The 12633-nt window shown below is 46.5% G+C and carries 9 protein-coding genes; 6 read left to right on the top strand and 3 right to left on the bottom strand.

Translation table 11 applies throughout. From position 1 onward, the window contains the following. On the bottom strand, positions 1-738 hold a 738-nt coding region (locus D908_RS00840; protein WP_005527729.1), incomplete at its 3' end, for a GGDEF domain-containing protein. Between the two features lie 224 nt (positions 739-962). Here D908_RS00840 and D908_RS00835 point away from each other — a divergent pair. The 3 genes from D908_RS00835 (at position 963) to udp (ending at position 4876) form a co-directional block, all read left to right on the top strand. Then, entirely contained in the window at positions 963-1379 is a 417-nt protein-coding gene (locus tag D908_RS00835; RefSeq protein WP_000377748.1) for a CBS domain-containing protein, read from the top strand. 136 nt (positions 1380-1515) lie between these two features. Further along, entirely contained in the window at positions 1516-3837 is a 2322-nt protein-coding gene (locus D908_RS00830; protein ID WP_005527732.1) for a zinc/cadmium/mercury/lead-transporting ATPase, read from the top strand. 277 nt (positions 3838-4114) lie between these two features. Next, positions 4115-4876: a uridine phosphorylase gene (gene udp, locus D908_RS00825; RefSeq protein WP_000169475.1), complete on the top strand. Its 762-nt coding sequence runs from the start codon at positions 4115-4117 to the stop codon at positions 4874-4876. 82 nt (positions 4877-4958) lie between these two features. Here udp and D908_RS00820 read toward each other — a convergent pair whose 3' ends face one another. Both D908_RS00820 and metG read right to left on the bottom strand, forming a co-directional pair. Next, on the bottom strand, positions 4959-5789 hold the full coding sequence (locus tag D908_RS00820; protein ID WP_005527734.1) for a hypothetical protein: 831 nt from the start codon (positions 5787-5789) through the stop codon (positions 4959-4961). A 341-nt stretch (positions 5790-6130) separates the two neighbouring features. After that, a complete protein-coding gene (gene metG / locus D908_RS00815; protein WP_005527737.1) occupies positions 6131-8182 on the bottom strand; it encodes a methionine--tRNA ligase in 2052 nt (683 codons plus the stop codon). Positions 8183-8339: 157 nt separating this feature from the next. On the opposite strand from metG, the gene apbC reads away from it, so the two are divergent. The 3 genes from apbC (at position 8340) to D908_RS00800 (ending at position 12572) form a co-directional block, all read left to right on the top strand. Continuing rightward, positions 8340-9416 (top strand): iron-sulfur cluster carrier protein ApbC, encoded by a 1077-nt coding sequence (gene apbC, locus D908_RS00810; RefSeq protein ID WP_005527739.1) that lies wholly within the window; start codon positions 8340-8342, stop codon positions 9414-9416. A gap of 302 nt (positions 9417-9718) precedes the next feature. Then, positions 9719-10360 (top strand): uridine kinase, encoded by a 642-nt coding sequence (gene udk, locus D908_RS00805; protein WP_001293731.1) that lies wholly within the window; start codon positions 9719-9721, stop codon positions 10358-10360. Between the two features lie 97 nt (positions 10361-10457). Further along, entirely contained in the window at positions 10458-12572 is a 2115-nt protein-coding gene (locus tag D908_RS00800; protein WP_005527742.1) for an AsmA family protein, read from the top strand. Positions 12573-12633 lie beyond the last annotated feature (61 nt).

Below are 12633 nucleotides of genomic sequence, written 5' to 3' on the forward strand. Positions count from 1 at the left end.
TTGTGCCGCATCGACACCCGTCATAAGAATTAAAAACTCATCACCGCCATAACGAAAGCAAAGCTCTAAGTTGGATTTCCATTTCCTCAGAGCCTGACTGATTTTCCGCAGTACAGTATCCCCCTGAAGATGGCCGTAGCAGTCGTTATATTCTTTAAAACAATCAATATCGATCATCAATAATGCGGCGCTGACTTTATCGAGCCTTGCAATTTCAAGGGCTTGTGGAAGTAGAGAGTCCATCGCATAGCGGTTGTACACTTGGGTCAGGTGATCCATATGCGTCAAGTGTTCCAATTCCAACTGATGTTGAGCGAGCTTTTCGACGGTGTGTTTGTAATCGGAAATATTACGCACAGTCCATAGCACCATGTCAGTACCGGGGAGGGGAATCACCAGCGCTGAAAAGTGCTGTCGATCCGTTGGGCCGGGAACACTATCGAAGCAAGGTAGCTGGCTAGGGTCAATTTCATATTCCAACTCTTTGGCCCGATTCTGTTCAATCGTTTCAGCGATAACCTCAGTAAACCAAGCTGCTTGAGCGGCTGGCAGAACGTCATATTGATTCAAACCCACCAGATAAGAAGGGTTATGGTGACGTTCACTGTCGGTTCCTCCCCATGCCTCTATGTACACACCTTGTTTATTGATGAGAAAAGTCGGCTCAGGCAGTGATTGGAAAATAAACTGCAAAATTTCAGGCTTGGCAATAATCGTCGAGGAAAAAATGGAAGCCACCGACCTTATTCCTATTGGCTAATGGGTTATTACTTTATTTATAGATGATCTTGATAAGAACGAATACTTACTCGCTATCATATTTATCAATTGAACCTAATATTCATATAAAAGAATGAAATGTTCGAATTTGTCTAGCGCAGCCACAAAATGAGACAGGATAAATTGTTCATTTTGAACAACACTTAGTTTAGTCAGCTTGATTTGACGTTAAGGAGATTAGAATGGACTCACTCAAAGTTAGCGATTACATGACTACACAAGCAATTACTTTTAGCCCTGAAATGTCACTCAGTGCGGCTTTAGAAAAAGTGGTGCGCTCAGACAATATGGGCGGCCCTGTCATTGATACCCAGCGTCACGTGGTGGGGTTTTTATCGGAGCAGGATCTGTTGGATAAGTTGGTGCATACCAGTTACCACTGTCAGGACACCCACATAGTGAGTGATTGCATGCACAAAGAGGTGCTGTCTGTCTCTCCAGATACCTCAATTATCGAGTTGGCCGCCATGATGAAAGTCGGCAAACCTAAAATGTATCCGGTGGTTGATGAAGGCCGACTGGTTGGGATTATCACCCGACGCGATGTGCTGCGTGCATTGAGTAAAACACTGAATAGTTGTTTCCAACATCCGGTTTAAGATGCAGTTAATTTAAGGAGCAGTTAAGGAATAGAGCGAACCGCAAACTTTTTTCTGGTGAATTACTTAATCAGCTTGACCTTGAAGCTGACTCCAAGGTGTAAGCTGACAGCAGACCATAAAAAGGAGATGAAATATGTGTACTAAACACCATGCGTGTCGTTCAAAATCGTTAACTCAACCAACGCCAACGCATCACACTAGCTGTTCGGGAAGCCCGAAAATCGTGGCAATTCGTGCTGCGGGAGTAGCCTCTGCGTGTGATGGTGATGGCTGTTGCAGCACTGCGGATGGCGGCGGTGGCTCAACATTGGAAGATGAGCCCGAGCGACATCGAAGCGAAGAGTCAGCATCGCGTTATCAGCAGAGTTGGTATATAGCCGGGATGGATTGTCCCTCCTGCGCACAAAAAATTGAAAAAGCAGTCAAGCAGCTGAGTGATGTTGCTCAGGTACAAGTAACCTTCGCCACACAGAAGTTGGTGGTGGGCTTTAATCAACAAACAACCGCGTTAAGCATCGAACAAGCGGTTATCAATAGCGGCTTCACTCTAAGTTCATCGGGTGCGGCGGCTTCTACCTCCGAACAGACTAAACCTCCTTTCTGGCAAAGTGAAAACGCACGCATCATCGGCATTGCTGCCCTGATGGCTGTGGGTGTGTTAGTCAATTCCGCTGAAATCAGCCGTTGGATTTTCACTATTACCTGTCTTTTGGGCTTGCTGCCCATCATTCAACAAGCTTGGCGTTTGGCAAAATCGGGTTCTCCTTTCTCGATTGAAACCTTAATGTCGGTTGCTGCTATCGGTGCTTTATATCTCGGTGAAACCTTAGAAGCAGCCATGGTATTGCTGCTGTTTTTGATTGGTGAGCGTTTAGAGGCTTATGCCGCTTCACGGGCTCGAAGTGGGGTGCAGGCTTTGATGGCTCTGGTACCTGAAACTGCATTGAGAATTGAAAATGGTCAACGTGTCTCTGTGCCAGCAGCGCAGTTGCAGCCCGGCGATGTGATTGAAGTAGCGCCCGGAGGCCGCTTACCCGCAGATGGACAACTTCTGGCGGCAGCAAGTTTGGATAATAGTGCGCTGACAGGTGAATCTCTCCCCGTAGAACTTACAGTTGGCGATCGCGTTTCTGCTGGGTGTGTGGTGGTAGATAAAGTCGTGCAGGTCGAAATTACTTCTCGCCAAGGTGAGAATGCCATCGATCGCATCCTACATCTGATTGAAGAAGCTGAATCACGCAAAGCTCCGCTTGAACGCTTCTTGGATAAATTCAGCCGTTGGTACACACCATTAATGATGGTGGTGGCAATCGCAGTGATCATCATCCCGCCATTAGCATTTGGTGCGGATTGGCAAACTTGGGTGTATCGAGGTTTGGCGCTGCTCTTGATCGCTTGTCCTTGTGCATTAGTGATTTCGACGCCTGCTGCGATCACTTCTGGTTTAGCAGCAGCTGCACGCCATGGTGCCTTGATTAAAGGCGGCGCTGCGTTGGAGCAATTAGGCAAAATCGAAACCATTGCATTCGATAAAACTGGCACCTTGACTGAAGGTAAACCACAAGTCACTGACCTTATTCCTTACCAAGGTTGGGATGGGCTCACCTTATTGGCGAGAGCAGCCGCGATAGAGATGGGTTCACACCATCCTTTGGCAACGTCACTTGTCGCTAAAGCGCAGACAACAGGCTGTGAGATCCCTGATGCTGAAGAGAGAACCGCATTAGTAGGAAGAGGCATAAGCGGAAGGATTGATGGGGTGACTTACCGGATTTTAGCGCCAAATCGCGTAGAAACCGAGTTACCGGACGACGTTGTACAACAGGTTAATCAGCTTGAAGCACAAAGCAAAACGGTTGTGGTGATGCTTGACGGTGAGAAAGCTGTAGGTGTGATTGCTTGGCAAGATACTTTGCGTGACGATGCCCGATCGGCTGTTGAAGCGTTGCAGCAGATTGGTATCAATGCCTTGATGCTGACTGGTGATAATGAACGCAGTGCTGCCGCGATGAGCCGTCAATTGAATATGGATTTCCGTGCAGGGCTATTACCCCAAGATAAGGTTCGTTATATCCAACAATTGGCGCAAAACCAACGGGTTGCCATGGTTGGCGATGGTATTAATGATGCGCCTGCGATGAAAGAAGCCAGCATTGGTATCGCGATGGGTGGCGGCACGGACGTGGCACTGGAAACGGCAGATGCAGCACTTACGCACAATCGACTGGTTGAGCTGGCGAGCATGATTGAACTCTCGCGAGCCACATTAGCCATCATTCGGCAAAACGTCACCTTGGCATTGGGATTGAAAGCGGTGTTTTTGGTGACAAGTCTAATGGGCATTACGGGATTATGGGTTGCCGTGTTAGCTGACAGTGGAGCGACTGCTTTAGTGACGCTTAATGCGCTGCGTTTGCTGAGGTTCAAAACTCAAAATACTTCTTCGGAATCTTAATGGAACATACTTTGGCTAGGAGAATTCCTAGCCAATTTCTATTGTTAATCGCGTAGATGGTGATGTTTACAAGGAAAGTGCATAAGCATTTTTCTGTATTTAATTGCAGCACAGATACATTAAATTTGTGATGCAAATCGTTTAATTGTGAAATGTGAGCATGTATTACTTATGCTGCTGTGATTTGTGTCACTTCATATTGGAGGTGCCTCAGTTAAAGTAACCTAGTACCCTAAATGATTGATGCGCTGAATAGACGCAATGAAGGAGCCCCCTTATGACCAAAACTGTATTTCACCTTGGTGTGACCGAAGCTGATTTAAATGGTGCAACATTAGCCATTATTCCGGGTGATCCTGCTCGTGTGCAGAAAATTGCGGAGCTGATGGATAACCCAGTTTTCCTCGCTAGCCATCGTGAATATACCGTGTACCGCGCGGAGCTGGATGGCCAGTCTGTTGTGGTTTGTTCAACCGGTATTGGTGGTCCTTCAACGTCGATTGCGGTTGAAGAATTGGCGCAATTGGGTGTGCGTACCTTCCTGCGTGTAGGTACTACAGGTGCTATTCAGCCACACGTTAATGTGGGTGACATGATTGTTACAACTGGTTCAGTGCGTTTGGATGGTGCAAGCCTGCACTTCGCACCGATGGAATTCCCTGCTGTACCTGATTTTGATGTTGCAACAGCAATGAAAGCGGCAGCACAAGAAAGCGGTGCTGCGGTACATATGGGTATCACGGCTTCTTCTGATACTTTCTACCCAGGCCAAGAGCGTTACGACACCTTCACTGGTCGCGTAGTGCGCCGTTTCCAAGGCTCTATGAAAGAGTGGCAAGAAATGGGCGTGCTGAACTTTGAAATGGAATCTGCAACTCTGCTGACCATGTGTGCAAGTTCAGGTCTGAAAGCGGGTTGTGTGGCGGGCGTGATCATCAACCGTACACAGAAAGAGATCCCAGACCACGCGACGCTGAAAGAAACCGAAGCGCGCTCAATCAAAGTCGTGGTGGAAGCTGCGCGTAAGATGCTGAAATAATTCATAGACTCCTTAGTTTATTACTAAAGAGTATGACTAAAAAGCGCCACCTTGTGTGGCGCTTTCTGTTATCCGCTTCTGTTTAAGCGACAACGAGTTGCGGCAAAGGGTGATAAAGGCTTTCCACCAGATCATTGAGCATATGATCGTAAACCTGAGCGATGGTTGATGAAAGCTCAGAGCTTAATTGGTACAGCGCATCGCTCTCCAACTCTACGTGAGTATTGTCCGTCACCTCATTGAGTTGACGCATTGCGGATGAACAGACTGGCGAGCCCAGCGTTAAGGGGCTGATTAGTGCCAATTGATTCAGCTTGCGTTGCATCAGTTCACAATAATGTCTTATACGTAACTCATTGTTTTCATTTCGAGTATCGTCAATACACAGGCGTAATTGAGTCAGTGTCTCCATTGCATCAAAAATTTGCTGCCAGTTCATATGGTACTCATCACTCAGTTCTTCACGACCTGATTCCGCTAACCATGCCAATACCACATCATCCATCAAATACATGCAGTGGCGGATCAGCTTGCCATGCAAGCGTTGATTCTTGCTCACGTTAGCTTGTGACCACTCGTTTAACACCTTCTTTAATGAGTTCTGCAAAATCCGATAAGACGGTCTGTTATCAAAATGGGCGATTTGGATCAGTTGCTCTGATTTCTCCAACAAGTGCTGTTGTAAATCTTGCAGATGGAGTTGCCCTTGTTGAGTCATTCCTTGTTGACCAAGCCCTAACTGACTAAGAGTTTGGTGAGTCAAACTACGATGCTGGCGACACAGGGCAAGTACTTCACGCAAACAAACAAGCAACTCAAATTTACGCTGCTGTGCAGAGTGCTTTTGTTGAGAAAGTGTGTAAATCAAGCCAAGAATAGCCAATGAAACAAGCATTGAAATCGTCACAAACATAGCCACCTCCGTGTTGGTGTTTGACGGTTCCTCTCTGTATTTGAAAGAGAGAGAAGAGAGGATGTTTGGAATAGTGCAGTTTGAATGCCAGAAAATTAATAATTTAAAATCAATTACTTAAAAGTTTATTGTGATTTTTAATGCACATTTATGGGGCAGGCTGCGCAAAAAATGTGAGTTAAGGTGGGTATTTTCAGGAAAGTTATTCTGAGTTCTAGCAAGGGAAGTGTGCCAGTGTAATCACAGGGTTCAATAACAAAAAAGCCTTTGCAGTCGCAAAGGCTTTAAAGGCTCTCATCTCTCAACATTGAAGAGAGACGAGAATCGAAGGATGGCGAGAATTACATCACGCGCATGCCCGCTTTCGCACCTTGATGCGGTTCAAGCAACCACAGGTCACTACCGCCAGGGCCTGCTGCGAGGATCATGCCTTCTGACATACCAAACTTCATCTTACGTGGTTTGAGGTTTGCTACCACAACAGTGTATTTGCCAATCAGATCTTCTGGTTTGTAGGCAGATTTAATGCCAGAGAAGACTTGACGGGTTTCACCGCCGATGTCGAGTTCAAACTTAAGTAACTTGTCTGATTTCTCTACGGCTTCACAAGAAAGAATCTTGGCAATACGCAGATCCACTTTCGCGAAATCATCGAACTCAATTTCAGCCGCTAGGGGATCTTTGCTCAGTTCAGTTTCTTCGCTCTTTGGTTTTGCTGCATCTGCCGCGGCTTTTTCTGCTGCCGCTTCTGCTTTAGACGCTTCAATCATGGCTTCAACGTGTTTCGGATCGATACGGTTGAACAGCGCTTTGAATGGCGTTACAGCATGATCAGTCAGCGGTGTCGCGATGCCTTCCCAAGTCAGTTCTTGGTTGAGGAAAGCTTCAGTGCGCTCTGCCAAAGCTGGCATCACTGGCTTGAGGTAAGTCACCAGTACGCGGAACAAGTTAATGCCCACAGTACAGATATCTTGCAGTGCTTGGTCTTGGCCTTCTTGTTTCGCTACAACCCAAGGGGCTTTTTCATCCACATACTGGTTCGCTTTGTCTGCCAATGCAGTAATTTCACGGATGGCACGACCAAACTCACGCGTTTCAAACAGCTCAGCAATACGATCTGCTGCGCCAGCAAATTCAGCATACAGCTCAGGCTCAGCAAATTGTGCTGACAGCTTGCCATCAAAACGTTTAGTGATGAAACCTGCGTTACGTGACGCAAGGTTAACGATTTTGTTTACCACGTCAGCATTCACACGTTGGGTGAAGTCTTCGAGATTCAAATCGAGATCGTCAATGCGGTTGTTCAGTTTTGCCGCGTAGTAGTAACGCAGACACTCTGGATCCAAGTGATTCAGGTAAGTGCTTGCTTTCACAAACGTACCTTTCGACTTAGACATTTTCGCGCCATTGACGGTCACATAACCGTGCACAAACACGTTGGTGGGTTTACGGAAACCAGAGCCATCCAGCATTGCAGGCCAGAACAAGCTGTGGAAGTAAACGATGTCTTTACCGATGAAGTGGTAAAGCTCCGTTTTGCTGTCTTTATTCCAGTATTCGTTAAAGTCCAAATCGCCACGCTTGTCGCACAGGTTTTTGAATGAACCCATGTAACCAATTGGGGCATCTAGCCACACGTAGAAGAATTTGTCTTTCTCGCCCGGGATTTCAAAACCGAAGTAAGGTGCATCACGTGAGATATCCCACTGCTGCAAGCCACCTTCAAACCACTCTTGCATTTTGTTGGCGGTTTCAGATTGCAGAGAACCTGAACGCGTCCATTCTTTAAGCATGCTTTCGAACTGAGGTAGGTCAAAGAAAAAGTGCTCAGAATCTTTCATCACTGGAGTGGCACCAGAGACGGCTGATTTTGGATTGATCAGCTCAGTCGGACTGTAAGTTTCACCACAGGCGTCACAGTTGTCACCGTACTGGTCTTCTGATTTACATTTCGGGCAAGTGCCTTTTACGAAACGATCCGGCAGGAACATCTCTTTTTCTGGATCGAACAGCTGAGAAATCGTGCGGCTTGAAATAAAACCGTTCTTTTTCAGTTGCAGATAGATGTGTGAAGCCAGCTCGCGGTTTTCATCGCTGTGCGTGCTGTGGTAGTTATCAAAGCTAATATCGAAGCCAGCAAAGTCGCGTTGGTGCTCTTCGCTCACCATTTCGATCATTGCTTCTGGTGTCATACCCATTTGCTGTGCTTTCAGCATGATAGGTGTACCGTGCGCATCATCCGCACAGATAAAGTTTACTGTATTGCCACGCAGACGCTGATAACGAACCCAAATGTCAGCTTGGATATGCTCAAGCATATGACCAAGGTGGATTGAACCGTTCGCGTAAGGCAGGGCACAAGTTACCAGAAGTTTTCTTGGATCGTTTGCCATACTTAATATTCGCTTTTCTTGATAGGGACCAAATTGAAGCGATAATACTACCCTAAGCACGCAGTCACGCCAAGGCGCGCAACAGTTGATTCCCCTATCTTTTTCGGGGTTCAGTCGCAGGCTGAGCGGTGATAGCATGGGTAAAAAAGGGGAAGTTATGCAATCTATTCAATCCAAACAGGATCTCTGCCTATGGCTGAGTCAATTTTCGCATCCCGATTTAATTGCAGATTGGGCAATGTCACCGTCTGTCGTTACGATAACGCCAAATCAGCAAGTCACGATTCAACTGCCGTTTGCTGCGAACACTCTCATCAGTGAATTGAGTGACTGGATCGCCAAGCAGCAGGCAATCGGCGCAATTGCGCCTGTCACTTTTGACATTCAAGTAAAACCTCAAGCTCTGGAAACTCGCGTAAGTGCGGCAGTCAAAGGGGTGAAAAATATTATTGCGGTCACTTCAGGTAAAGGTGGCGTGGGTAAATCCACGACTGCGGTGAACCTTGCACTCGCAATTGCGAAGTCAGGAGCCAAAGTTGGTCTATTGGATGCCGATATTTATGGCCCCTCAGTCCCGCTTATGCTTGGTAAAACCAAAGCAAAACCTGAAGTGCGTGAGAATAAATGGATGCAGCCAATTGAGGCACACGGCATTGCAACTCATTCGATTGGTTATTTGGTTGATGAGGCGGATGCGGCGATTTGGCGTGGGCCTATGGCATCCAAAGCGCTGGCACAGCTATTAAATGAAACCGAGTGGCCGGATCTGGATTATCTAGTAATCGATATGCCGCCGGGCACGGGGGATATTCAGCTCACTCTCGCACAGCAAATTCCAGTAACGGGTGCTGTGATTGTGACTACACCACAGGACTTAGCACTGGCTGATGCCCGTAAAGGTGCGGCAATGTTTGCCAAAGTGGAGGTACCTGTGATTGGGCTGGTGGAAAACATGAGTTATCACATCTGTAGCCATTGCGGCGAAAAAGAGCATATTTTCGGCGTGGGCGGAGCACAAACTCTTGCCGCAGAATTTGGTTTATCACTCTTGGCACAAATTCCTCTGCATATTGAAATGCGTGAAGATATTGATGCTGGAGTTCCGACAGTTGTGGCACGTCCAGATAGTGAACATACCCAACGTTATTTAGAACTTGCGCAGCGCGTGTGTGCTTCTCTTTACTGGCAGGGAAGACCCAAACCGGAGAGCATTCAAATCCAGTGGGTGAACTAAGTATCCCCTTCCTACTTGAAGCTACAGCGGTGTTGGCTACGTTCATTCACCCCAATCACATAGTTTGTCTATGCTCATGGGGATTCACTCACTTGCCGCCTACCTGCAACTCCAAGTAGTTTGGGTATAGAATCCTGTTCTGACAGCCAGAGTGAATGTAATCGTTTGCTCTGGTTTAAACTTATCCATCCGACATTTCTTCGGCTGTTTTTGCACAATGCAAACTGGTATCGCGGTCACATTCTCCCTATAATCAGGCGGTTTACCTTAATTCCTCACAACCATGTTTCGGGTGCATAACCATGTCTGAGAATAATCAATGTGTCATCGTCGGTATTGCTGGCGCTTCTGCTTCTGGTAAAAGCCTTATTGCGAGCACGATTTATAACGAGCTACGCGCCAAAGTGGGTGACCATCAAATCGGTGTGATTACGGAAGATTGCTACTACAAAGATCAGAGCCATCTGAGCATGGAAGAGCGTGTTAAAACCAATTACGATCACCCGAATGCACTAGACCACGATTTACTTTGCCAACATTTGCAAATGTTGGCGCGTGGCGAAGCGGTTGAAGTGCCAGAGTACAGCTATACTGAGCATACTCGTACGGACAAAACCACCGCAATGACACCGAAAAAAGTGATCATTCTGGAAGGTATTCTGCTCCTGACTGACCCGCGCCTACGTGATTTGATGCACGCGACAGTATTTATGGATACACCGCTGGATATCTGTTTGCTGCGTCGTGTTAAGCGCGATGTACAAGAACGTGGTCGTACGATGGAATCCGTACTGAAGCAATACCAAGAGACGGTGCGTCCTATGTTTATGCAATTTATTGAGCCGTCAAAACAGTACGCAGACATTATCGTGCCTCGTGGTGGTAAAAACCGTATCGCGATTGATGTACTCAAAGCGCATATCGCAAAACTGCTCAAATCGTAATTTTGACCAGAGCTTTGCATCGGTTAGCTTTATTTTTACCAGTAGAAGTGGCACTTTAAGTGCCACTTTCTTTTTCTCGTCAAGCAAGGAAAAGCAGATGAAAAAACTGTTTCTTTCTCTTCTCGGTCTAGTGGTGGTCATCGTTGGTGCACTGCTTGCGCTCGTGTTATTGGTCAACCCTAACCAATTTAAACCTTTAATTGTTGAACAAGCCAAAAAGCAAACCGGTTTGGAACTCGTCATTGAAGGGGATATCGGTTGGCAATTTTTCCCTTCAATTGGTTTTGAATTAGGGAAAACCGAGCTGAAAAACCCGCAAGGTTTCCAAAGCGCGAACCTATTCAAAGTTGAGAGTGTGGGTATTGATGTTTCTGTCATGCCGCTGCTCGATAAACAACTGAAAATTGGCAACATTCATTTGGATGGCGCAGAGTTTCATCTTGAAACACTGAAAGATGGCCGCTCAAATCTGGATGCTTTAACTCAAGCGCAATCAAAGCAAGCTGCTGCTCCTGCGGCAACTGAGTCAACGCCTACTCCTGAAACCACATCAAGTGAACCTACCGCCGCTTGGAGTATTGAGCTTGGTGGTGTATCGGTAAGCAATGCTGTGCTGGAAATTGTGGATCACAAAGCAGGCACGCAGACCAAGCTTTATGATGTTCAATTGAGTGTTTCTGAGTTTATGCCTGACAGTTGGACTAAAGCGACTTTTGCCGCGAAAGGCAACAAAGATCAGCAGAAGTTTGCGGCGCAAGGTGATGCAGAAGTGCGTCTATCAGCAGATTTTAAGCAGTATGCACTACGTAATATCAACCTTGATGCGAGCTTTAGTGACCCAAGTAATCAGATCGATTCAGCTAAGCTAAAACTGGATACCTTTGAATTTGATAAAGCTAATGCGCTGACTTTCTCCGTGGCGGGTAAAGCGGCGGACATGAAGCTGAATGCAAAAGGTTCTGCGTCACTGATGGTGGATAAGGCGATCAGCAAAGTCGGTTTAGAGGGTTTGAAACTGGAAGCTGACCTTGAAGGTGCTGCGTTGCCACAGTCGCCAATGAAAATTGGTTTGGATTCGCAAATCTCCTTTGATCTGACGAAAAGCCACTTGAATGTGCTGCTGAATAAACTGACTGCGAATGCGTTGAGTTTTGATGGTAAAGCGGACGTTACGCTCGCGGATATTCCGAAAGTGCGCTTTAACGTGCACAGTCCAGAGATTGATCTCGATGCATTTCTTGGTAATAAAGCAGCGACAACTGAGCCAACGCCAGCGAATGATAGTGCAGCAGCCTCTTCCTCTACGCCTGTTGCTTCTGATGCACCTGCGGAAGTTGAGCCTGATTTATCTGCTCTGAAAACCTTGGATGTGGTTGGTGATATCACCATCGATAAATTCAAAGCCAACAATGCTCATCTCCAAAATGTGAAAGCAAGCTTTGTAATCAATCGTGGTGTGGTGGATTTGAAATCATTCACTGCCAACCTGTACCAAGGTTCAGTACAAGCTACCGCTCACTTGGATGCCCGTAAAACACCAGCCACTTACACAGTGAAGAAGCAGGTAAAAGGGGTTCATGTACAACCTATGCTGAAAGATATTCTGAACAATCAGATGCTGGAAGGTACGGGTAATATTGATGTTGATATCCAAGGCCAAAGCCTGACGCCAAGTGCGATTCAGAAAAATCTGCTTGGTACCGTGGCGATTAACTTTGCTGATGGTGCTGTGAATGGCATCAACGTAGCTAACCTTATTCGTACTAACTACGCCAAAATCAAAGGGCAGGATGTACAAGAGGTGGATACGGTTAAGAAAACGGATTTCAGTGCGATGACAGCGACACTGAAACTCAACAAAGGTGAAGTCACCGCCAATGATTTGAACATGCAATCTCCATTGCTGCGTATTCATGGTGAAGGTAAAGCTAATTACCTGCAGCAAACCGTTGATTTTCTGGTGCGTACCTCGATTGTTGGCTCGTTAGAAGGTCAGGGCGGTAAAAGCATTGATGATCTACGTGATGTGACCATTCCGATCAATGTTTCAGGCTCATGGAGTGATCCAAAGTTCCGCTTGGTGTTTGATGATGTACTCAAACAAAAAGCCAAGAAAGAAGTGGATCGCGGTGTTGAGAAATTGACGGATAAAATCAAAGATGAAGAGACGAAGAAAGCGGTCGATGGATTGCTGAAAGGTCTATTTAATTAATGGTTATGCATCACTGATGGTACAAAAAAGGGCTGATTTTCAGCCCTTTCTATTTTTGCCG

Origin of the sequence: Vibrio mimicus CAIM 602, from assembly GCF_000338875.1 — a bacterium.
Classification (GTDB): Bacteria; Pseudomonadota; Gammaproteobacteria; order Enterobacterales; family Vibrionaceae; genus Vibrio; species Vibrio mimicus.

Bases quoted from the DNA above. Each gene is read 5' to 3' on its own strand.
- apbC (WP_005527739.1), top strand. From the start codon at position 8,340: ATGCAATCTATTCAATCCAAACAGGATCTCTGCCTATGGCTGAGTCAA.
- D908_RS00820 (WP_005527734.1), bottom strand. From the start codon at position 5,789: ATGTTTGTGACGATTTCAATGCTTGTTTCATTGGCTATTCTTGGCTTG.
- D908_RS00800 (WP_005527742.1), top strand. From the start codon at position 10,458: ATGAAAAAACTGTTTCTTTCTCTTCTCGGTCTAGTGGTGGTCATCGTT.
- D908_RS00835 (WP_000377748.1), top strand. From the start codon at position 963: ATGGACTCACTCAAAGTTAGCGATTACATGACTACACAAGCAATTACT.
- udp (WP_000169475.1), top strand. From the start codon at position 4,115: ATGACCAAAACTGTATTTCACCTTGGTGTGACCGAAGCTGATTTAAAT.
- metG (WP_005527737.1), bottom strand. From the start codon at position 8,182: ATGGCAAACGATCCAAGAAAACTTCTGGTAACTTGTGCCCTGCCTTAC.
- D908_RS00830 (WP_005527732.1), top strand. From the start codon at position 1,516: ATGTGTACTAAACACCATGCGTGTCGTTCAAAATCGTTAACTCAACCA.
- udk (WP_001293731.1), top strand. From the start codon at position 9,719: ATGTCTGAGAATAATCAATGTGTCATCGTCGGTATTGCTGGCGCTTCT.